Annotated in this window: 19 protein-coding genes; 16 read left to right on the top strand and 3 right to left on the bottom strand. The window is 57.8% G+C overall.

The window, feature by feature from the left end; genetic code table 11:
- Positions 1-147: 147 nt before the first annotated feature.
- Positions 148-1,056: a LysR family transcriptional regulator gene (locus tag ACR0CE_RS03800; RefSeq protein ID WP_480481095.1), complete on the bottom strand. Its 909-nt coding sequence runs from the start codon at positions 1,054-1,056 to the stop codon at positions 148-150.
- A 169-nt stretch (positions 1,057-1,225) separates the two neighbouring features.
- Between ACR0CE_RS03800 and ACR0CE_RS03795 the strand changes: the two genes are divergently transcribed.
- From ACR0CE_RS03795 to ACR0CE_RS03750, 10 genes are all read left to right on the top strand, one after another.
- Complete coding sequence (locus tag ACR0CE_RS03795; RefSeq protein ID WP_480772653.1) at positions 1,226-4,645, top strand: indolepyruvate ferredoxin oxidoreductase family protein; 3,420 nt, start codon at positions 1,226-1,228, stop codon at positions 4,643-4,645.
- A gap of 78 nt (positions 4,646-4,723) precedes the next feature.
- On the top strand, positions 4,724-5,602 hold the full coding sequence (locus ACR0CE_RS03790) for a lysophospholipid acyltransferase family protein (RefSeq protein WP_480772654.1): 879 nt from the start codon (positions 4,724-4,726) through the stop codon (positions 5,600-5,602).
- 8 nt (positions 5,603-5,610) lie between these two features.
- Positions 5,611-6,420, top strand: coding sequence for a glutamate racemase (locus ACR0CE_RS03785; RefSeq protein ID WP_480830995.1), 810 nt, complete (start codon positions 5,611-5,613; stop codon positions 6,418-6,420).
- A gap of 94 nt (positions 6,421-6,514) precedes the next feature.
- Positions 6,515-7,543 carry an N-acetyl-gamma-glutamyl-phosphate reductase gene (argC, locus tag ACR0CE_RS03780; RefSeq protein ID WP_480830993.1) on the top strand — a complete coding sequence of 343 codons (1,029 nt, stop codon included), beginning with the start codon at positions 6,515-6,517 and terminating at the stop codon, positions 7,541-7,543.
- 7 nt (positions 7,544-7,550) lie between these two features.
- Positions 7,551-7,997 carry a cytochrome c maturation protein CcmE gene (gene ccmE / locus ACR0CE_RS03775; protein ID WP_209504023.1) on the top strand — a complete coding sequence of 149 codons (447 nt, stop codon included), beginning with the start codon at positions 7,551-7,553 and terminating at the stop codon, positions 7,995-7,997.
- 116 nt (positions 7,998-8,113) lie between these two features.
- Positions 8,114-8,725, top strand: coding sequence for a holin-associated N-acetylmuramidase (locus ACR0CE_RS03770; RefSeq protein WP_480830991.1), 612 nt, complete (start codon positions 8,114-8,116; stop codon positions 8,723-8,725).
- Positions 8,716-9,294 carry a holin family protein gene (locus ACR0CE_RS03765; protein WP_480830990.1) on the top strand — a complete coding sequence of 193 codons (579 nt, stop codon included), beginning with the start codon at positions 8,716-8,718 and terminating at the stop codon, positions 9,292-9,294. Before ACR0CE_RS03770 ends, ACR0CE_RS03765 begins: the two co-directional genes overlap by 10 nt.
- Before the next feature lie 75 nt (positions 9,295-9,369).
- Positions 9,370-11,334, top strand: a complete 1,965-nt coding sequence (locus ACR0CE_RS03760; protein ID WP_480830988.1) for a heme lyase CcmF/NrfE family subunit — start codon at positions 9,370-9,372, stop codon at positions 11,332-11,334.
- Positions 11,331-11,786, top strand: coding sequence for a cytochrome c-type biogenesis protein (locus ACR0CE_RS03755; protein WP_480481083.1), 456 nt, complete (start codon positions 11,331-11,333; stop codon positions 11,784-11,786). Before ACR0CE_RS03760 ends, ACR0CE_RS03755 begins: the two co-directional genes overlap by 4 nt.
- 76 nt (positions 11,787-11,862) lie before the next feature.
- Positions 11,863-12,639 (top strand): enoyl-CoA hydratase-related protein, encoded by a 777-nt coding sequence (locus ACR0CE_RS03750; protein ID WP_209504018.1) that lies wholly within the window; start codon positions 11,863-11,865, stop codon positions 12,637-12,639.
- Positions 12,640-12,645: 6 nt separating this feature from the next.
- On the opposite strand, the gene bmt is transcribed toward ACR0CE_RS03750, so the two are convergent.
- Entirely contained in the window at positions 12,646-13,659 is a 1,014-nt protein-coding gene (gene bmt / locus ACR0CE_RS03745) for a betaine--homocysteine S-methyltransferase (protein WP_267364607.1), read from the bottom strand.
- Between the two features lie 124 nt (positions 13,660-13,783).
- Positions 13,784-14,104 carry a DUF1476 domain-containing protein gene (locus ACR0CE_RS03740; RefSeq protein WP_267364605.1) on the bottom strand — a complete coding sequence of 107 codons (321 nt, stop codon included), beginning with the start codon at positions 14,102-14,104 and terminating at the stop codon, positions 13,784-13,786.
- 186 nt (positions 14,105-14,290) lie between these two features.
- On the opposite strand from ACR0CE_RS03740, the gene purC reads away from it, so the two are divergent.
- The 6 genes from purC (at position 14,291) to ACR0CE_RS03710 (ending at position 20,451) form a co-directional block, all read left to right on the top strand.
- Positions 14,291-15,046 (top strand): phosphoribosylaminoimidazolesuccinocarboxamide synthase, encoded by a 756-nt coding sequence (purC, locus tag ACR0CE_RS03735; protein WP_209504015.1) that lies wholly within the window; start codon positions 14,291-14,293, stop codon positions 15,044-15,046.
- A gap of 285 nt (positions 15,047-15,331) precedes the next feature.
- Positions 15,332-15,562, top strand: a complete 231-nt coding sequence (gene purS / locus ACR0CE_RS03730; protein WP_117872765.1) for a phosphoribosylformylglycinamidine synthase subunit PurS — start codon at positions 15,332-15,334, stop codon at positions 15,560-15,562.
- Between the two features lie 3 nt (positions 15,563-15,565).
- Positions 15,566-16,609: a zinc-dependent alcohol dehydrogenase family protein gene (locus tag ACR0CE_RS03725; protein ID WP_480830986.1), complete on the top strand. Its 1,044-nt coding sequence runs from the start codon at positions 15,566-15,568 to the stop codon at positions 16,607-16,609.
- 11 nt (positions 16,610-16,620) lie between these two features.
- Positions 16,621-17,289 (top strand): phosphoribosylformylglycinamidine synthase subunit PurQ, encoded by a 669-nt coding sequence (gene purQ / locus ACR0CE_RS03720; RefSeq protein ID WP_209504013.1) that lies wholly within the window; start codon positions 16,621-16,623, stop codon positions 17,287-17,289.
- 69 nt (positions 17,290-17,358) lie between these two features.
- Positions 17,359-19,104 carry a sensor histidine kinase gene (locus ACR0CE_RS03715; RefSeq protein WP_480481076.1) on the top strand — a complete coding sequence of 582 codons (1,746 nt, stop codon included), beginning with the start codon at positions 17,359-17,361 and terminating at the stop codon, positions 19,102-19,104.
- Between the two features lie 12 nt (positions 19,105-19,116).
- On the top strand, positions 19,117-20,451 hold the full coding sequence (locus ACR0CE_RS03710; RefSeq protein WP_209504011.1) for a sigma-54-dependent transcriptional regulator: 1,335 nt from the start codon (positions 19,117-19,119) through the stop codon (positions 20,449-20,451).
- The last annotated feature ends 456 nt before the right edge of the window (positions 20,452-20,907 follow it).

The following is a 20,907-nucleotide window of genomic DNA, read 5'->3' as shown; positions in this document are numbered from 1 at the left end:
GCTCGGCCGTAGTCCAACAGGGAGGTATGAAGATGATGAGCGTTTCAGCATCACCGCCTTCGAGTGCTCATTTAGGGGTCAGATTGTAAACGTTCAAGGAATTTAACCCTGAAATGTCCTCATGCCCGCTATGCCATTTATGCATAGCTAAAGTTTTCCCATCTTTTTCAGTTGTTTGCGCTGTGCGATGATCTCGTCCTGCACAAAGTCGCGGAACGCCCCGACACGTTTGGAGTGTCGGAGTTCTTCGGGATAAGCCAGATAGACCGGCACGTCAGCGGTTTCGACATCCGACAGAACTGGCACAAGATGCGGGAAATCCTGTGTGACGTAATCTGGCAGAACCCCAATGCCGAGATTGTGCAACACTCCCTGAAGGACGCCGAAGTAGTTGTTTACCGTCAACAGGGATGCGGGATTGTAGGTCATAAGGTGGCGAACCATGGCCGCGCTGGCGCCCACCTGGGGTGCCGCGGGTGTTTGACAGATCAGCCGGTGATTTTGGATATCCTCCAGAGATTTCAGCATTCCACCATGGGCTTCGATGTAGTTGTGCGTCGCGTAAAGCGCCATCTGAACCGTCATCAGGCGTTTTCGCACAAGATCTGCCTGGCTGGGTTCCTTCATGCGAATGGCGACATCCGCTTCTCGCATGGGAAGGTCCAGAACTCGTTCTTCCAGCATCAGGTCGATGTTCAGATCAGGATATTGTTCATAAAGCTTGGGCAGGCGAGGGGCGAGCCACAGTGTGCCGAACCCAAAGGTCGTCGTGACCCGAAGAACGCCAAAGACCTCTTCTTCACTGTCGCGAATGCGTGCGGCAGCTGCGTCCAGCCGTTTTGACATGGCGGATGTGGCGTCGAACAACAATTCACCCTGTTCGGTGAGAATCAGCCCCCGGGCGTGACGGTGAAAAAGGGTGGCATCCAACGACTCTTCCAGCGCACGGATCTGTCTGCTCACGGCGGATTGAGACAAATTGAGCTTGTCCCCGGCATGTGTGAGGCTGCCCGCATCGGCCACCGCGTGAAATATTCTAAGCTTGTCCCAATCCATCGCCGCAACTTTCGTTATCTTTTCGAACGCCTATATGAAACAGGTAACAAGTTCTACAATCAAAGGCCGAAATCGTTACAGTTCAGTGCATAAAACCTATACAGGTCAGAAATTATGACCTAAAATGCGCTGAGTACATGCACACTGATCTGGCGAGGGGAGACGTCTGATGAGTCAGCCACAGATTACGTTAAACGACCGGTTCGATCTTGAGAAAAGCCCCGTTCTTCTGAACGGAACACAGGCACTTGTCCGGTTGATGCTGATGCAAAAGGCCAGAGACCGGCAGGCGGGACTGAACACTGCGGGGCTGGTGACTGGATATCGTGGCTCGCCACTTGGCGCTGTTGATCAGCAGATGATGCGGGCGCAAAGGCAGTTGTCCCAAAGCGATGTTACGTTTCAATTCGGATTGAACGAAGATCTGGCGGCAACGGCGCTGTGGGGCAGCCAACAGGCCGGCTTGCGCGGCGACGGCAAGTTCGATGGGGTTTTTGGGCTTTGGTACGGCAAGGGGCCGGGCGTAGACCGGTCCGGTGATGTCATGCGCCACGCGAATATGGCCGGAACCGCCAAGCATGGCGGTGTGCTTATGGCGATGGGTGATGACCATACCGGCGAAAGCTCGACCGTGTTGCATCAGTCCGAATGGTCACTGGTAGATATGTATATGCCTGTCGTCAGCCCGGCGGGTGTGCAGGAAATCCTCGACTACGGAATTTACGGCTTTGCGCTCAGCCGTTTTGCTGGGGTTTGGGTTGGGCTAAAGACCATGAAGGACACAATCGAGGTTACCTCGGTTGTGGATGGTCGCCCCGACCGAATGCAGGTCGTCGTACCTGATTTCGATATGCCGGAAGGCGGTTTGAATATCCGCCTTGGGGACACGCCGCACCTGCAAGAAACGCGTGTCATCGACTACAAAAGGTTTGCAGCCGAGACGTTTTCGCATGCCAACAAGCTGGACAGGCGGATATGGGGCAAACCGGGTGCAAAGATCGGGTTTGTTGCGGCGGGCAAGAACTGGCTGGACCTGACCCATGCGCTGTCGCTTTTGAATATCAATGAATCCGAAGCCGAACGGCTGGGGATCACGACCTACAAGGTGGGGCAGACCTTCCCGCTGGACATGGTCGGGTTCCACGACTGGGCCGAAGGGCTGGACCTGATCGTGATTGTCGAGGAAAAGCGCAAGCTGATCGAGGTTCAAGTCAAAGAGGCTATCTTTGACGACCGTCGCGGCCGCCGGGTTTATGGGTGGTACAAAGGCGGTGCCGGTACGTTGCACCGCGATGAACTGTTCCCGACCCGTGGCGCGCTCGACCCGATCATGATTGCTGAAAAGCTGGGTGAGATCCTGATCGAAGAAGGGCGTGAAACCGATGGTATTCGGGCCGGGCTGGCCTCTTTGTCCGAGGCACGCCGGGCCGACAACGCACAGGAAATCGCAACACGGCTTCCGTATTTCTGCTCGGGCTGTCCGCACAACAGTTCGACCAAAGTCCCGGATGGCAGCCGTGCCTATGCAGGGATCGGTTGTCATTACATGGTTCAGTGGATGGACCGGAACACCACCGGCTTTACCCAGATGGGCGGTGAAGGCGCGAACTGGATCGGTGAAGCACCGTTTTCGACCACCAAACACGTGTTCCAGAACCTTGGCGATGGCACCTATAACCACTCGGGCGTTCAGGCGATCCGCGCGGCGTTGTCAGCAGGCACGAACATCACCTTCAAGATCCTGTTCAACGATGCCGTCGCCATGACGGGCGGGCAGGAGAATGAAGGCGATCTGACCGCAGAACGGATCGTTGCCGAGGTCAAGGCCATGGGTGTCCGTGAGGTTGCTCTGGTCTATGACGAAAAGGAAGACGTGAACTTCAAGGCTTTGCCGTCGAGTGTTCAGACGTTCGAGCGTGCGGAACTGATGCAGGTACAGGAGAAATTTCGCGAGATCGAGGGCGTCTCGGTCATCGTTTATGTTCAGACCTGTGCGGCCGAAAAACGCCGTCGCCGCAAACGCGGCACGTTCCCGGACCCGGACAAGCGCGTATTTATCAATACCGATGTCTGCGAAGGCTGCGGCGATTGCGGGGTGCAGTCGAACTGTGTGTCGATTGTGCCCAAGGAAACAGAACTCGGACGCAAGCGCGCCATCGATCAGTCAAGCTGCAACAAGGATTATTCCTGCCTGAACGGCTTTTGCCCATCCTTTGTCACGCTTGAGGGGGCGAAAATCCGCAAAGAGGCAACGACCGAAATCGACTTGCCGGACCTGCCGATGCCGGTGTTGCCCAAGATCAGCGGCACCCATAACGTGGTGATCACGGGTGTCGGGGGAACCGGTGTTGTCACGCTGGGCGCGATTCTTGCGCAGGCTGCCCAGATTGACGGCAAAGGCGCGGGCATGATGGAAATGGCGGGCTTGGCGCAGAAGGGCGGCGCGGTTCACATCCATTGCCGTCTGGCCAACGCACCCGAAGACATCAGCGCCATCCGTGTCGCAACCGGCGAAGCCCATGCGCTGATCGGCGGTGATCTGGTGGTGTCCGCTGGAGCCAAAACTTTGGGCCTGACGCGCACAGGCCGTACAGGCGCCGTTGTGAACAGCCATGAGACGGTAACAGGCGACTTTACGCGCAATACCGAGTTCCGCATTCCTGCCGATCAGCTGGAACTGGCCCTCCAGGCACGGTTAAAAGAAGGTGTCTCGCTGTTTGACGCGACCGAGTTGGCACGCGCCGTGATGGGCGACTCGATCTATTCCAACATGATGATCTTTGGCGCGGCGTGGCAGCGGGGGTTGTTGCCCGTCAGCCATCAGGCGATCTTTGATGCCATCGAATTGAACGGAACTACGATTGAACGGAACAAGCGTGCGTTCGATATCGGGCGTTGGGCGGTTCTGCATCCCGCTGAAGTGCAGTCCATTCTGTCCCCGACCGTGACCGAGATGCCCAGATCGCTGGATCAGAAGATCGAATTCCGCGCAAGCCATCTGACCGATTACCAAAGTGCGCGGCTGGCCAAACGGTATCGCAAGCTGGTCGACAGTGTTGAGGATGCGGATATCCGCGAGGCGGTGGCAAAAGGCTATCACAAGCTTTTGTCCTACAAGGATGAATACGAAGTCGCGCGCCTTCTTCTGACAAGCCGTGACAAAGCGGCTGCCGAGTTCGATGGTGATTTCAAGATGACGTTCCATCTGGCCCCGCCCTTTTTGGGGGAATCGGGCAGCAACGGCAGACCCCGCAAACGTGCGTTTGGCGAAGCCATCCTTGGCCCACTGAAGCTTTTGACCCGGTTGAAGGCACTGCGCGGTACGCCACTGGATATCTTCGGCTATTCGTCGGAACGCAGGATGGAACGTGCGTTGATCCGTCAATATGAAAAGGACATGCGCGAGGTTCTGCCGCTTGTATCGCAGACAACACGCGATGCGATTGCCGCCCTGGCTCGATTGCCGCTGGATATCCGTGGGTTTGGCCCCGTATTGCGCGAGAACGAGGCCAAAGCAGCCAAACGGCGCGAGGAGTTGCTGGCCGTCATTCGCGGCGGAGGGACAGGGTTGCAGGCTGCGGCGGAATAAAACGTCACAAGCGTGTCACGATAGCTAGGCAAAATTGTTACTTGCACTTATTTTGCAGGCAGCAAACCGGAGACCCATATGCCTTCCCGTCGTCATGCCGTTCGCGACATTTCCTATGCGCATTCCGCCGAAACCAAAGGTGGGCGGATGGTTATCAAGCTGATGGAGAACACGACGGGCCGTATGCGCCTGATCAAACGCGCGGACGGGTACGAGAAAGACGTTGCCAATGGGCGCGACTTTTGGGCTGTGATGGTCGAACGCTATGGGCTGACACTGGACGTGGAGGGGGGATCGCTTTCGAATATCCCGAAAGACGGTCCTCTGATCCTGATTGCCAATCATCCCTACGGAATTCTGGATGGCCTGATGATGGGACATATCCTGTCCGAGACGCGGGGTGATTTCCGCATTCTGGCCCATCGGGTGTTTCGCAAGGCCGAAGACCTGAATCGCATCATTCTGCCAATTTCGTTTGATGAAACGAAAGAGGCGATGCAGCTGAACCTTGAGACCCGCAAAACCGCACTCACATATCTGAGCGAAGGCGGGGCGATCGGCATTTTTCCCGGCGGGACGGTCAGCACCGGGGTTAAGCCGTTTTCCCACCCCATGGATCCGGGTTGGCGCGGGTTTACCGCGCGGATGGTGGCAAAATCTAATGCCACAGTTGTTCCGGTTTTCTTTGATGGCCACACGTCTCGTCTGTTTCAGATCGCCAGCCATCTGCACAGTACTTTGCGGATGGGCCTGCTGATCAAAGAGTTCAAGAAACGCGTTGATACACCGGTGAAGGTCGTAGTCGGAGAGCCGATCAGGCGCGACATTCTGGACCCGCTCAGCAAGGATACGCGCAAGATGATGGATTTCCTGCGCAAAGCCACGTATGAGCTGTCTCCAACGCCGTTGAAGTCTTATGATTACGGCTATGAGTTTGAGGAACGGCATCGCGCCTGAGTGATCTAATGGCAGTAGGTATCTTTGATTCCGGTTTGGGCGGTCTGACCGTCCTGAGTGCCGCACAGCAACGTCTGCCGGACGTTGATTTCCTGTATTTTGCAGACAGTGCACACGCGCCATACGGTGTGCGTGATGCCGAGGATATCTATCAGCTGACCCGCAAGGCGGTTCAAGATCTGTGGTCGCGTGGCTGCAATCTGGTGATTCTGGCCTGCAACACGGCCAGCGCCGCAGCGTTGCGGCGGATGCAGGAAGAAGGCGTGCCCAGCGGCAAACGCGTTCTTGGCGTTTTTGTCCCGTTGATCGAAGCACTGACCGAACGGCAATGGGGCGACAATTCTCCGCCGCGCGAAGTGGCCGTCAAACATGTGGCGTTGTTTGCAACGCCTGCCACCGTGTCCAGCAGGGCCTTTCAGCGGGAACTGGCATTTCGGGCCATCGGAGTAGATGTCGAGGCACAGGCATGTGGCGGCGTTGTGGATGCCATAGAAGACGGTGACATGATCCTGGCCGAAGCCTTGGTGCGCAGCCATGTGGATGCGCTGAAACGCAAAATGCCAGAACCTCAGGCTGCTATTCTGGGCTGCACGCATTACCCGTTGATGGCCGAAGCATTCCAGGCGGCGTTGGGTGACGATGTGCAGGTTTACAGCCAGGGTGCGCTTGTTGCTGACAGTCTGGCAGATTACCTGCAACGTCATCCCACCATGTTGGGCGAGGGCCCAAGTGGTTTTCTGACAACGGGCAAACCCAATGTTGTCAGCGACCGGGCGACGCAGTTCCTCCGACGACAAATCACGTTCCAGGCTGCCTGACTTAGGTCAAGGACGCAGCCGCTCTGCTTCCCTTATTTCAAGGCCGTCGCATCGGCGGTCGAAACATGTGACACTCAAGTGAAAGAGGTCTGACATGACCCATAAAATCGCAATTCTGGGCGCTTCGGGCTATACCGGCGCTGAACTGGTGCGGCTGATCGCCGAGCACCCGAACATGGATATCGTCGCGTTGGCCGCCGAACGTAAGGCTGGCATGACAATGGCGCAGGTCTTCCCGCATCTGCGCCACTTGGATCTGCCGGACTTGTGCAAAATCTCCGAGATCGACTTTGCGCAGGTCGACCTGTGTTTTTGCGCCTTGCCGCACAAAACCAGTCAGGAAGTGATCCGGGACTTGCCGAAAGGCCTGAAAATCATTGACCTGTCCGCAGACTTCCGGCTGGCAGACCCCGACGAGTACGAAAAATGGTACGGTAATCCGCATATCGCGCTAAAACAGCAGGAAGAGGCGATTTATGGTCTCACCGAGTTCTACCGCGAAGACATCAAGGGGGCACGGCTTGTTGCGGGTACCGGGTGCAATGCGGCGACCGGGCAATATGTTCTGCGGCCACTGATATCCGCCGGGGTCATTGATCTGGACGATATCGTTCTTGATCTGAAATGCGCCGTATCAGGGGCAGGGCGGTCACTGAAGGAAAACCTGCTGCACGCTGAACTGAGCGAAGGCAGCAATGCCTATTCCGTCGGTGGGACACACAGGCATCTTGGCGAGTTCGATCAAGAGTTTTCGAAACTTGCCGGTCGGGCTGTGCATGTGCAGTTCACGCCCCACCTTATCCCTGCAAACAGGGGTATTCTGGCCACAACCTATGTGAAGGGTGACCCGCACAGCATCTACGAAACGCTTGCCAAAGCCTATGCGGATGAGCCGTTCATCCAGATGCTGCCGATGGGTGAGACCCCTTCGACCCACCATGTGCGGGGGTCGAATTTCTGTCACGTCGGTGTTGTGGCCGATCGGATTGAGCGGCGCGCAATTGTAATTGCAGCGCTGGATAACCTGACAAAAGGTAGCAGTGGGCAAGCCTTGCAGAACGCGAACCTGATGTTAGGTGAAGATGAAACTCTGGGCCTGATGATGGCCCCGCTTTTCCCGTGAGGATGGTATGAAAACGCTCAAGAAACGTCGGCGCGTACAAGTCATTCTGGTGGCAGTTGTTGCCTTGGTGGCGGCAACAGCGTTGATTGGCTGGGCATTGCAGGATGGGATCAACTTTTTCCGCTCACCCAGTGAGGTGATTGCCGAGCCGCCGAAACCAACCGAGGTGTTCCGGATAGGCGGCTTGGTCGAAGAAGGCTCAATCATTCGCGGACAGGGTGAAACCATTCGTTTTGTTGTAACGGATGGTGGCGAAAGCGTTCCGGTCTCGTTCACAGGTGTCCTGCCTGATCTATTCTCGGAAAATCAGGGGATGATTGGCACGGGCAGTTACGTGAACGGAGTCTTTGAAGCGACTGAAATTCTTGCCAAACACGATGAAACCTACATGCCGAAAGAGGTCATGGACGCTCTGAAAGAGCAAGGTGTCTACAAAGGCGCGGAAGAAAGCTGAAGCTGTTTGAATCTGTTACGGAGCGTTGCGTGCATGGTGCATGCAGCGCTCCGTTTCGTTTTGATTCGTTAATATCTGTCGGAAACGGTGTGGCCACCTAACGTTACGAGGGTGGTATGCAAACGGTTCGCCAAATTGCCAAAGAGATTGTGGCCCGTGAAGGGGGCTTTGTTGATGACCCCGACGATCCGGGCGGGGCAACCAAGTTCGGGGTCACGATTCACACCCTGCGCAGGCTGGGTTTGGATCTGACTGGCGACGGCCGGGTTGACGAGGCGGATGTGCGCGCATTGTCCCGTCGGCAAGCGGTCGACATTTTTGTTCGGCACTATTTCGACAAGCCGCGCATTGTTGAGCTGCCCGAAACCCTGCATGCCTCTGTTTTCGACATGTATGTGAATGCCGGTGCGCAGGCGGTGAAGATCCTTCAGCGGCTGCTACAGGAAATGGGGTTCAACGTCACCGCCGATGGCGTAATCGGGCCGCAAACCGTGGCGGCCTGCGAAAGCGCGGCGCAGCCAGAGCCTGACGTCTTGCGCGACGCTTACGGAATTGCGCGGCGAAACTACTATTTTCGCCTTGCTGATCGGCTGCCTGCATCCAGAAAATACGCGCGTAGCCGATCAGGCGGCAAAGGTGGCTGGATAATACGGGCGGAAGAGTTCCTTTCGCCGCGTTATCACCTGTCGGACAGCGATTTTAACAGAAGGATCGCGGCATGGGGCTGATTTCAGGTGTGTTGGCGCTGCTGTTTGGCAACGGGCGCAACGTCTTGCAGGAAACCGCAGAACTCTATCGCGAAAACACCGAAGCAAGCGCAGTACGCGCTTACGAGGTTCAAACTCAGGCCATGTTGCAGTTCGGTACCGAATTTCAGGCACCTCAGAAGGGCCTGTTTGACCGTGTCATGGACGGCGTAAACAGGTTGCCGCGCCCGGCACTGGCATTGGGAACGCTTGGCTTGTTCGTTGCCGCCATGGTCGACCCAATATGGTTTGCCGCACGGATGCAGGGCATAGCCTTGGTGCCAGAGCCGTTGTGGTGGTTGCTGGGCGTGATCGTTTCGTTTTACTTTGGCGCGCGTCACCAAAGTAAAATGCAGGATTTTCAGCGGGGTATCCGCTCAACCATGACGCAACTGCCAACGGTCATAAGCAATATCGAGGCCTTGCGCACCATGCAGAGCGACAGCCCCGGTATTGCTGATCCCGGTCCGGATGCTGCGCTGAACAGCGATGTCATACGTCCCGAGGAAAACCGGGCGCTGCACGATTGGCGAAAGCTTCGCGGTATCTGACCCGCGACACTTTGTGCGTACAGATCAAGCTAAAGGTCATGGCCCCCGGTTCCGCACCGGCGTATATTCCGGGGCATGATTACAGAACTTGGCCACTTCACCCTGATCCTCGCGTTCTTTGTCGCAATTGTGCAAAGCGTTGTTCCCCTGATCGGCGCCTCAAAACGTTGGACCGGCTGGATGGCTTTTGCAGAGCCTGCCGCCATCGTGCAGTTCCTGCTGACGGCGTTTGCGTTTGGTGCTTTGATCTGGGCGTTTGTAACCTCTGACTTTTCCCTCAGGATCGTGGTCGAGAACAGCCACACGGCAAAGCCGATGCTGTACAAGATCAGCGGAACATGGGGCAACCACGAAGGATCCATGCTGCTTTGGGTGCTGATCGTCACCCTGTTTGGAGCGATGGCGGCTTTCTTTGGTGGCGGCTTGCCACCGACACTCAAAGCCCGTGTTCTGGCCGTTCAATCGGCCATTGCCGTGGCGTTTTTCGGTTTTATCCTGTTAACGTCGAACCCGTTTGACCGGCTGGCCATCGCTCCGTTTGACGGGCGCGACCTGAACCCGCTGCTTCAGGATCCCGGGCTGGCCTTCCATCCGCCGTTTCTGTACCTCGGCTATGTCGGGCTGAGCATGGCTTTCAGCTTTGCGATTGCGGCCCTGATCGAAGGGCGTATCGATGCGGCATGGGGCCGTTGGGTGCGCCCCTGGACGCTGGCGGCCTGGGTTTTCCTGACTATCGGTATCGCGCTGGGGTCCTGGTGGGCCTATTACGAACTCGGCTGGGGCGGTTTCTGGTTCTGGGACCCGGTCGAAAACGCGTCCTTCATGCCCTGGCTGTTGGCGGCGGCGCTGTTGCATTCGGCAATAGTTGTGGAAAAGCGCGAAGCATTGAAAAGCTGGACCATTCTGCTGGCAATCATCGCGTTTGGATTTTCCCTCATCGGTACGTTTATCGTGCGATCAGGGCTACTGACCTCGGTTCACGCATTTGCCAATGATCCGGAGCGCGGTGTATTCATCCTGATCATTCTGGTCTTCTTCATCGGCGGCGCGCTTACCCTGTTTGCCGCGCGGGCACAGGCGATGGAGGCCAAGGGCGTTTTCGGCATGGTCAGCCGCGAAAGCGCGCTGATCGTGAACAATGTCCTTCTGGCGGTCAGTTGCTTCGTCGTCTTTGTCGGGACGATGTGGCCGATGGTGGCCGAGATGATGTTTGACCGCAAACTTTCGGTTGGGGCACCGTTTTTCAACGCGGCGTTTTCTCCGTTCATGGTTTTGCTGGGGTTGATCCTGCCAATCGGGGCGATGCTGCCGTGGAAACGCGGTCGGCTGGGCAAAACGGCTTGGTCCCTGCGCTATGCCTTTGGTCTCGCGCTGGCGATTGCGCTGTTGGTTTGGGCCATGCAGACCGGCCGCAGCGCGTTAGGGCCCGTAGGCCTGTTCCTAGGGGCATGGATCACATTCGGTGCAGCCATTGATTTGTGGAGCCGGACAGGCCGCAATGGCAGCTTCAAACGTCTGATCCGACTTCCGGGAGCCGATTGGGGTAAGGCAGTTGCCCATACCGGTCTTGGGGTCACGATCTTTGCGATTGCCGGTCTGACCGCGTGGGAGGCGGAAGATATCCGTGTGGCGCAACTGAACCAGCCGTTCGAAGTGGGTCAGTTTACACTGACATTGCAGGACGTGCGACGGGTTCAGGGGCCGAACTATTTTTCAACCACGGCTGATGTTCTGGTCGAAAAGGGCGGTCGCGTCATCGGAACGCTGCATCCCGAGAAACGGGATTATCCCGTTGCACGCATGCCGACGACCGAGGCCGCGATTGACTATCGTTTTCTTGGTGATCTTTACGTCGTCATCGGGGATCAGCAGGCAGATGGCGGCTGGGTCATGCGCACCTATATCAAGCCTTTGGCGAACTGGATCTGGGGTGGATGTATCCTGATGGCGCTCGGCGGTGTCCTTAGCCTGAGCGACAGGCGGTTCCGTGTCGCCGCAGGTGCGCGCAAATCCCCCGCTGGCGGAGTACCCGCAGAATGAAACGCCTTGTATTGATCCTGCTGCTGCTGGCAGCGCCGGTGTTTGCGGTACAACCTGACGAAGTTCTGGACGACCCTGTTCTGGAGCAGCGCGCGCGCGACCTGAGTGTTGGGTTGCGATGCCTGGTGTGTCGCAATGAAAGCATTGACGAAAGCAACGCTGAACTGGCACGCGATCTGCGCTTGCTTTTGCGTGAACGCCTGGTTGCGGGTGACAGCGACGAAGAGGCTGTCGCGTTTATCGTTGACCGCTACGGCGAATATGTCTTGCTCAAGCCCACCACCAGCGGTTCGAATCTGCTGTTGTGGCTTGCCGGGCCAATCATGTTGCTGATCGCTGCCGCAGTCGGGTTGAACTTTCTTCGCACACGCGCCAGGGCGCAGGTTTCAGGTGAAACCGAAGCTCTAAGCGCAGAAGAACAGGAACGCCTTCGCCAAATTCTTGAAGACTGACGTTTGGTTCTGCTTTTCCCAACCTGCCCGGACAAGTAAATGTGCTGAAACACGTGGCGCGAGGGAAAAAGTCTTCATGAATTACGAAACGGTTCTATTGGACATATCGGACGGTCTGGCGGTTCTGACCCTGAACAGACCGGACAAGATGAACGCGCTGACCACTCGGATGCGGGCAGAGATTACCCACGCGATGAAAGACGCTGCGGTTAAAGCGCGCTGTATCGTTATCACCGGGGCAGGTCCGGCGTTTTGTTCCGGGCAGGATCTGGGCGATGCATCATCGACCGGTAAGATCGATCTGGAACGATCATTGCGCGACGAATACGAGCCGATGCTGGAAACCATCCACAGCTGTCCGGTTCCGACGATCGCTGCTGTAAACGGACCTGCTGCGGGGGCAGGGGCCAACCTTGCGCTGTGTGCGGATGTGGTTATTGCAACGGAGAGTGCGTACTTCCTGCAGGCGTTTGCACGTATCGGCTTGCTGCCCGATGCCGGGGGCACCTGGTTCATGCCGCGCCAGATGGGCTTGGCCAAAGCGATGGGGGCCGCCTTGTTTGCTGACAAGATCAGCGCCCGGCAGGCCGAAGAATGGGGTATGATCTGGGAAGCTGTGCCCGATGATGCGTTTGCCGCACATTGGCATAAAAGGGCAGAATATCTGGCCAAAGGTCCAACTGCGGCCTATGGCGCGATCAAACGTGCCATTCGCGGGACCTACGAAAACACATTGCAGCAGCAGCTTGCAACCGAGGCGCATCTTCAAGGCGAATGTGGCCGGTCGCGAGATTTTGCTGAAGGTGTGGTGGCGTTCATGGAAAAACGCCCTCCGAAATTCGAAGGGCGTTGATAAGCGTTAGGCGCGGCGGCGGCGACGCGTACGGCGTTCGGGGCCCGCGTCGTCCTCGGTTCCGTCGGAAGCCGACGAAAACGGCCCCAATGCCTCGGTGATCTGATCCAGTGTCGGGCGCTCGCCGCGCGAAGTGGTATCCAGCGCTTCGCGCATTTTGCGCAGATGATCGGGCATGGTGCCGCAGCACCCGCCAATGATTGTGGCGCCCGAATCCCGCGCCATGGCAGCATACCGACCCATCAGTTCGGGTGTCCCGTCATAGTGGATATGGCCATCCACGTATTTCGGAATGCCCGCATTGCCCTTTGAGATTAGCGGGCGCTCGGTGCCTTGCGCAGCAAAACCCAGAACCGTGCGCAGGATATCCGACGCGCCGGTACCACAATTGGCCCCAAAAGCGATCGGTGGGTTTGGCAAGGTTTCAACCAAAAGCGCAAGATCGGCCGAGGTGACACCCATCATTGTGCGCCCGGCCGTGTCAAAGCTCATCGTGCCGCACCAAGGCATGTCGGCCAGTGCAAAGGCCTCGGCTGCCGCGCGGAACTCCTCGGGCGCGCTGATGGTTTCTACCCAAAGAACGTCAACCCCGCCCGCTTTCAAAGCCTCGGCCTGTTCATGGAACATTTCAACCGCTTCGGAATGCGACAGGCTACCGACCGGCTCCATAATCTCGCCGGTGGGTCCAACCGATCCGGCCACGACAACAGGGCGCCCGGCTTTGTCTGCGACTTCACGTCCGAGTTCTGCGCCGATACGGTTCAGCTCGCCCACGCGGTTCTGCGCATCATGCAGTTTCAGACGCGCCGCAGTACCTCCAAACGTATTGGTCAGAAACAGGTCGCTGCCCGCATCGACTGACCCCTGATACAGCGCCCTGATCTTGTCCGGAGCATCCACGTTCCACAACTCAGGCGCATCACCTGATTGCAGACCCATGTTAAATAAGTTGGTCCCCGTTGCACCGTCCGCAAGGATGGCGTCTTTGGTGTCCAGAAGTTTGCTCAGCGCGTTTGTCATAGGGTTATTCCAGAAAAAGCGTATAAACGCTGCAAAAAAACAGAGACGCCCCATGTCTCATGACCAGGGCGTCAAATCAAATTCATAAAACTCATGAAGATCATGAATTTTGCATTTCAGGCAATCAATGCTCGCCTTCCGCCATCACCTGTTCTTTGGCCTCAACCAGAAGCTCGGCCATTTTCGAACGGATCGTGGCTTCATCCGCAAGATCACCCAAGTAGGCTTTGACTGCCTCGACAACATCGTCCTCGCCGACATGCTGCAGGTCGGTATGAACCAGTTCCTGGCCGTATTTCCGTGCCTGTTCAACAGTTTCGCCCTTCAGCGCAGACGCCCAGACAGCCATAAAGCGGTTGCGGCGCATCCGTGCGATGAACTGCATCTTTTCGTCATGGGCGAATTTGCTTTCAAACGCGGCTTCACGTTCGTCGAATGTGGTCATTGGTTGGGGACCCCTTGGATTACCGTTTCTCACTGATGATATGACAATAGGACACTCTGGGTGCAAGGTATTTGCGCTGCGTCAAAGGCCCTCGGGGCAGCGAACTTGCGGGAACGCAGGGCTTGCACTATGAGGACGCCAACGTGAAGGGACTCATTCCCTTTCGCCAGTCTGGAAAGGTCGCTTATGGCGCGTCGCAAGAAAATCTACGAAGGCAAGGCCAAAATTCTGTATGAAGGCCCCGAGCCGGGCACCATCGTACAGTATTTCAAGGATGACGCCACCGCATTCAACGCCGAGAAGAAGGACGTGATTGACGGCAAAGGCGTGCTGAACAACCGTTTGTCCGAGTTCTTCATGACCGGGCTGACCCAGATTGGCATTCCGAACCACTTCATCCGGCGCCTGAATATGCGCGAACAACTGGTGCGCAATTGCGAGATCATTCCGCTGGAAGTGATCGTGCGCAATTACGCGGCGGGTTCGATGTCGAAACGTCTTGGCATTGCCGAAGGGACGCAATTGCCTCGTCCGATCGTTGAATATTGCTTCAAGGATGATGCCTTGGGCGATCCTCTTGTCACCGAGGAACACATCGCCGCGTTTGGCTGGGCCAGCCAGCAGGACATGGACGACATCCTCAGCCTTGCGCTGCGCGTGAACGATTTCCTGAGCGGCGTGATGCTGGCGGTGGGAATCCGTCTGGTTGACTTCAAGATCGAAATTGGGCGCGTGTTTGAAGGCGACTATCAGCGGCTGGTTGTTGCGGACGAAATCAGCCCGGACAGCTGCCGCCTGTGGGATATCAAGACCGGTCAGAAACTGGACAAGGATGTATTCCGCCGCGATCTGGGCAGTCTGACAGATGCCTATTCCGAGGTCGCCCGAAGGCTGGGTGTGCTGCCTGCCAGTAATGTCACCAAGCCGACGCTGATCAACTAAACATTCCATCTCAGCAGCGCCGCCCCCTCAGGGCGGCGTTTTGCCTTTGCCAAGTTGTTGGCAGAGCAGGGTGTTTGCGTGTGGCCGGGCCGTTAAATCAGATGACTATACCGAAGTTTCCAGCTGCTGCGCCAACAAAACTACTCAGGTCCAACTGACGGCGCAGGATCGTCACTCGCCTGCGGCAAACTGCGTTTGAAACAGGGTTGTCGAAACCCATCAGGCGCGCTATCCCCCGCGCAACGAAATGGGCCTTGTATGCGGCCCACAGTTGGAGTTGCCAAAATGAAAGCACGGGTTCATGTGATGCTCAAGAACGGGGTGCTGGACCCGCAGGGCGAAGCAGTACGGCACGCATTGGGTGCAATGGGCTTTGATCAGGTCGAAGGCGTACGTCAGGGCAAAGTCATCGATCTTGAGCTTGCCGATGGCGCGACCGAGGCAGACGTGACCGAGATGTGCGAAAAGCTTTTGGCCAACACCGTCATCGAACGCTACGAGATCGAACTGGTCTGATTAATGCGGGCCGCGCGTCTGATCACCTATCGTCAACCGCTTGAGGTGTCGACGATCCCCGACCCGGTTCCCACCGAAGACGGTGTTGTGGTGCGGGTGCTGGCTTGCGGCGTGTGCCGGTCCGACTGGCACGCCTGGTCGGGCTCAGACCCCGACGTTGTCCTGCCCATGACACCCGGCCACGAGTTTTGCGGCGAGGTGGTCTCGGTCGGTGTGCGCGTCACACGGTGGCGTGTCGGGGACCGGGTGATTGCGCCCTTTATCCTTGCCTGTGGGCATTGCCCGGACTGCGCGCAGGGTCATCAGACAATCTGTCCGAACCAGGTCGTACCCGGCTTTACCTGTGACGGGGCTTTTGCTGAATATATTGCCGTGGCTCATGCCGATGCCAACCTGACATCCTTGCCCGACAGCATCGCGCCTGAAATCGCTGCCGCATTGGGGTGCCGCGTAACCACGGCGTGGCAGGCGCTTGTTAGCCGGGCGCAAGTGCAGGGTGGTGAGTGGATCGCTGTCTTTGGCGGCGGCGGCGTCGGAATATCAACGCTTCTTCTGGGCAAGGCGCTCGGCGCGCGTGTAATCGTTGTCGATATCGCCGAGGACAAGCTGGCCTATGCCGAAACTCTGGGCGCCGATGCGGTGGTCAACGCTGCGACATGTGATGCCCCTCAGGCGGTGAAGGACATCACCGGTGGCGGCGCCGATGTTGCGATCGAGGCGCTTGGCGTCGAAGCCACGACCGTTTCCGCCATGCGATCCCTGCGCAAAATGGGGCGCATGGTGCAAATCGGAATGCCCGCAGGGGACCATGCGCAGATGTTGCTGCCGATGGATGTGCTCTATTCTGGTCAGCTCTCCGTATTTGGCACCCGCGGGATGCCAAGCTGGCGCTATCCGTCGCTGTTGTCGCTGATCGCGGGTCAAGGGGTCGACCTGAGCCCGCTGGTGACCCGGAAAATAACCCTGAACCAGGTAAGCGCCGAGCTTGCCGCTTTTGACCATCCAACGCCTCCGGGTGTTGCGGTTGTCACAGATTTTGTCTCGTAGGAGGGCCCACCATGCGTGCAGCCGTAATCGTATTCCCCGGATCCAACTGTGACCGAGATCTTGCCGTCGCCTTTGAGCAGGCCGGTTTTCAGGTCGATATGGTCTGGCACAAAGACGCGGCTTTGCCTGAAGGTATTGATATCGTGGGTGTTCCCGGCGGGTTCTCTTACGGAGATTACCTGCGTTGCGGCGCAATCGCGGCGCAATCGCCGATTTGCAAGGCCGTGGTCGAACACACGCAACGTGGCGGTTATGCCGTTGGAATATGCAACGGTTTTCAGGTTCTGACCGAAACCGGCATTTTGCCGGGCGCGTTGCTGCGCAATGCCGGGCTGAAATATATCTGCAAGACCGTCGGCCTGAAGGTCGAAACCAGCGACAGCGCGTTTACCAGCGGTTACAACGCAGGCGATGTGATCGGTATTCCGATTGCGCACCACGATGGCAACTATTTTGCGGATGACGCGACACTGGCCGCTTTGAAAGATCAGGACCGGATCGCGTTCACCTATGCCGAAAACCCGAACGGCTCGGTCGGGGATATCGCCGGGATCCTGTCGGAAAACCGCCGCGTGCTTGGAATGATGCCGCACCCCGAACGCGCAGCAGATCAGGGCCATGGCGGCACAGATGGGGTGGCGTTGTTCCGCGCATTGTCAGGTGTGTTTGAAGCGGCGTGACTTGAGGTCTCGCCCGCCGGGGCGTAACCTTTCGCCATGAACCCCGAAGTTCGATCTGGCTGGTCAAATATGTTGAAACCGTTTCGTGGTGCACCGCTGGGCTGGCGGTTGCGGCTGGCGGTTCTTGTTCTGCTGGTCGCGACAATTGCAACGGTGTGGGTCACGAACCGGCTGTTGACCGACAGGTTCACCGAATCCACGCGCAACCGGGCGGAACTGCGGCTGACGCTGTATTCGGGCAACTTGCTGAGTGAACTGCGCCGCAACTCGATTGTTCCGCAATTGCTTGCCCGCGACCCGACGTTGATTTCGGCATTGCAGTCAGGCGATTACACCCTGTCGACACAGCGCCTTATTTCATTCGTGGAAGAGATCGGCGCGGCCTCACTGGTATTGCTGGACAGCGACGGGCGCACAGTTGCCGCGACCGACCGGAACAGGTTGGGCGAGGGGCACCGGAACACACCCTATTTTGTGGATGCGATCCGCTCGAACGCGACGATATTTTCCGTTATTCCCAAGGATGCAGGCGGATACAGCTTTGTGTATTCGCGCCGGTTGGAGAACGGGGCGGAGTTTCTGGGGGTGATCGTCGTCGAGGTTGACCTGCAGAAGTTCGAACGCGCCTGGGCCGGTATCTCGGATGCAGTGATGGTTACCGACAGCACCGGCAACATCATTCTGTCTACTGAACCCCGGTGGCGCGGGCTGGATGAGAACACGGCGATGCTGCGCCAACCGCCACAAGGTGCGATCCAGCGCGCCATCCGGGCAACAACCGATTGGACCGCGCTGCCGCCTGATGCCTATCTTCAGGGCGAAGCGGTGATGCGGATCGAGACGCGTATTCCTTTCCGCGGCTGGCAGATGACCTCGTTCACGACCTATGCCTCGATCCGGGAAAAGGTGAACAGTGTTCTGGCGCTGGAAATCATGGGGTTTGCGATTCTTCTGGCGCTTGCGTTCTATGCGTTGAGCCGCCGTGCCACGTTGCGCATGACCCTGTTCCAGCGCGAGTCGGCAGAGCTTCGCGCATTGAATGCACGGCTACAGCGGGAAATCGCTGAACGTGAACGGGTTGAAAAGACGCTGGATTTGGCCGAACAGACGCTTGCGCAAAGCTCGAAACTGGCCGCCCTGGGCGAGATGTCGGCGGCGGTCAGTCACGAGCTGAACCAGCCACTGGCGGCGATGAAAACCTATCTGGCCGGGGCCCGCCTGTTGCTGCGCCGCAACCGCCCGGAAGAGGCCCTTGCCAGCTTTGGCCGCATCGATGGTCTGATCGAACGGATGGGGGCAATTACCCGGCAGCTGAAGTCTTATGCGCGCAAGGGTGCGGATGCGTTTTCACCAGTAAATCTTGGTGAAGCGCTGGCCTCATCCCTGTCGATGATGGAGCCGCAATTGCGTCAGCGACACGTGAAGATCACACAGATCGTACCAGAGGAACCCGTGATCGTGATGGGGGACCGAATGCGCATCGAGCAGGTCATGGTCAACCTCTTGCGAAACGCGCTGGACGCCACCAAATCAGTGGCGGAGCCAGATGTGGAAATCATCCTGGCAGCTGGTGACACGGCTGTGCTGACCGTACGCGACAACGGGCACGGAATCGAGGATATCGAAAACTTGTTTGAGCCATTCTACACGACCAAACAGCCCGGCGACGGTGTTGGTCTGGGGCTTGCCATCTCGTCAGGGATCGTGAACGACCATGGGGGACGGTTGACTGCGCGCAACGGCCAATATGGCGGTGCGGTGTTTGAAATGCAGTTGCCTGCACTGGGAAGCGACGGCCTTGAAGCCGCGGAATAACGAGGAATGACTATGGCACAAGCCATGAAAATTGCCATTGTTGACGATGAACAGGACATGCGCCAGTCGATCAGTCAGTGGCTCGCTTTGTCCGGATATGACACGGAAACCTTCGCAAGCGCGGAAGATGCGCTCAAGGTGTTGGGCCCGGATTATCCTGGGATTGTTATCTCGGACATCAAGATGCCCGGAATGGACGGCATTCAGCTTCTCAAAAAGCTGATGGGCGCTGACAGCACCTTGCCGGTGATCATGATCACCGGTCACGGCGATGTTCCGATGGCTGTCGAGGCGATGCGTGTCGGAGCCTTCGACTTCCTTGAAAAACCCTTTAACCCGGACCGCATGTCGGAACTGGCCAAACGGGCCAGCAATGCGCGGCGTCTGACGCTGGACAACCGGGCGCTGCGCCGGGAATTGTCCGGTGGCACCCAGATCATGAACAAGCTGATCGGCGCCAGCCCGGTTATGGAACGCCTGCGCGAGGATATCCTCGATCTGGGCCAGGCGGATGGCCATGTGCTGATCGACGGAGAGACAGGGACCGGAAAAACGCTTGTTGCACACGCCCTGCACGCGGTTGGCAGCCGCGCTGGAAAGAAGTTCGTGCTGGTGTCTTGCGCGGCGCTCGAGGAAGACGCGCTGGCCAAACGTCTGTTTGGGCCGATGATGCCGGAAGATGCCCAATTGCCCGCCATCGAAGAGGCGCGGGGCGGGACGCTGGTTCTGGAAGATGTCGAAGCGCTCAGCGATTCCCTGCAAGCCAAGCTGCTTAGCGTGATGAACGAGCAGGGCACACCTGCCGAGACACGCATCGTTGCGATCTCGAACCTGCAGGAGGCTGGAAAAACCTCGGAAGATGTCTTGCGGCCTGACCTGTTCTATCGATTGGCCGCCTTGCGCATCACCATGCCGCCCCTGCGTCAGAGGGGCGAGGATATTCTGACCCTGTTCACCCGTCTGGGCGAGCAGTTCGCGGAAGAATACGGCTGTGATGCGCCTCAGGTAAGCGCTCAGGAAGCGGCACAACTGTTGCAAGCGCCCTGGCCGGGGAACGTGCGCCAGTTGATCAACATTGCCGAACGCGCGGTGCTGCAATCGCGCCGTGGGTCCGGAACGATCGCCTCGCTGTTGATGTCGGATCACGAGGAGATGCAGCCGGTGATGACCACTGAAGGCAAGCCGCTGAAGGAATATGTCGAAGCCTTTGAGCGGATGCTGATCGACAACACGATGCGGCGGCACAAAGGCTCGATTGCGTCTGTGATGGATGAATTGTGCCTTCCGCGCCGGACATTGAATGAAAAGATGGCCAAGTACGGCCTCCAGCGGTCGGACTATCTGTAAACTTTGGGACGGGGGCTCTGCCCCCGTCGCCTGTGGCGACTCCCCCGGGATATTTTTGGCCAGATGAAGGCGATCCCGCACGCCGCGTTAGGGGCGGTGCAGTTTGCCCATTGTCTTTTCCACAGGACTGCTTTTATTGTATCCGGACGGGCCGGGCCGATTTTGTGTCTATAAGCCCCGAATCATTGAGTTTCGCTGCTTTGCTGATGGTGATGACGGATTGTTCGCCGCAATGCAGACCGATTGTGCCCCATTTGGGGCAATGTAGTACCTGAGTCCGACATGTCGGGCGAAAGGAATAATGGGCAGGCGGCGGCGCGAACCGTGCCTGTCGGAGAAGAACCGCGATGACGCGCGCGCAACGATTGAGTGACCGGGCAGGGGGCCACAGCGCCAGACCCTGCCGCGCGCCGTCCAATATCGCCCTGACAAGACACCTCCCCAAATGTGCCTGTC

The sequence above is a fragment of the Ruegeria sp. L11 genome (assembly GCF_056531755.1).
Note: the sequence above shows the minus strand (reverse complement) of the source record. Positions and strands in the feature narration are given on the sequence as shown.

What these genes read in the sequence shown, in the direction of transcription:
- ACR0CE_RS03800 (WP_480481095.1), bottom strand. Translation starts at nt 1,056, where the DNA reads ATGGATTGGGACAAGCTTAGAATATTTCACGCGGTGGCCGATGCGGGC.
- ACR0CE_RS03795 (WP_480772653.1), top strand. Translation starts at nt 1,226, where the DNA reads ATGAGTCAGCCACAGATTACGTTAAACGACCGGTTCGATCTTGAGAAA.
- ACR0CE_RS03790 (WP_480772654.1), top strand. Translation starts at nt 4,724, where the DNA reads ATGCCTTCCCGTCGTCATGCCGTTCGCGACATTTCCTATGCGCATTCC.
- ACR0CE_RS03785 (WP_480830995.1), top strand. Translation starts at nt 5,611, where the DNA reads ATGGCAGTAGGTATCTTTGATTCCGGTTTGGGCGGTCTGACCGTCCTG.
- argC (WP_480830993.1), top strand. Translation starts at nt 6,515, where the DNA reads ATGACCCATAAAATCGCAATTCTGGGCGCTTCGGGCTATACCGGCGCT.
- ccmE (WP_209504023.1), top strand. Translation starts at nt 7,551, where the DNA reads ATGAAAACGCTCAAGAAACGTCGGCGCGTACAAGTCATTCTGGTGGCA.
- ACR0CE_RS03770 (WP_480830991.1), top strand. Translation starts at nt 8,114, where the DNA reads ATGCAAACGGTTCGCCAAATTGCCAAAGAGATTGTGGCCCGTGAAGGG.
- ACR0CE_RS03765 (WP_480830990.1), top strand. Translation starts at nt 8,716, where the DNA reads ATGGGGCTGATTTCAGGTGTGTTGGCGCTGCTGTTTGGCAACGGGCGC.
- ACR0CE_RS03760 (WP_480830988.1), top strand. Translation starts at nt 9,370, where the DNA reads ATGATTACAGAACTTGGCCACTTCACCCTGATCCTCGCGTTCTTTGTC.
- ACR0CE_RS03755 (WP_480481083.1), top strand. Translation starts at nt 11,331, where the DNA reads ATGAAACGCCTTGTATTGATCCTGCTGCTGCTGGCAGCGCCGGTGTTT.
- ACR0CE_RS03750 (WP_209504018.1), top strand. Translation starts at nt 11,863, where the DNA reads ATGAATTACGAAACGGTTCTATTGGACATATCGGACGGTCTGGCGGTT.
- bmt (WP_267364607.1), bottom strand. Translation starts at nt 13,659, where the DNA reads ATGACAAACGCGCTGAGCAAACTTCTGGACACCAAAGACGCCATCCTT.
- ACR0CE_RS03740 (WP_267364605.1), bottom strand. Translation starts at nt 14,104, where the DNA reads ATGACCACATTCGACGAACGTGAAGCCGCGTTTGAAAGCAAATTCGCC.
- purC (WP_209504015.1), top strand. Translation starts at nt 14,291, where the DNA reads ATGGCGCGTCGCAAGAAAATCTACGAAGGCAAGGCCAAAATTCTGTAT.
- purS (WP_117872765.1), top strand. Translation starts at nt 15,332, where the DNA reads ATGAAAGCACGGGTTCATGTGATGCTCAAGAACGGGGTGCTGGACCCG.
- ACR0CE_RS03725 (WP_480830986.1), top strand. Translation starts at nt 15,566, where the DNA reads ATGCGGGCCGCGCGTCTGATCACCTATCGTCAACCGCTTGAGGTGTCG.
- purQ (WP_209504013.1), top strand. Translation starts at nt 16,621, where the DNA reads ATGCGTGCAGCCGTAATCGTATTCCCCGGATCCAACTGTGACCGAGAT.
- ACR0CE_RS03715 (WP_480481076.1), top strand. Translation starts at nt 17,359, where the DNA reads ATGTTGAAACCGTTTCGTGGTGCACCGCTGGGCTGGCGGTTGCGGCTG.
- ACR0CE_RS03710 (WP_209504011.1), top strand. Translation starts at nt 19,117, where the DNA reads ATGGCACAAGCCATGAAAATTGCCATTGTTGACGATGAACAGGACATG.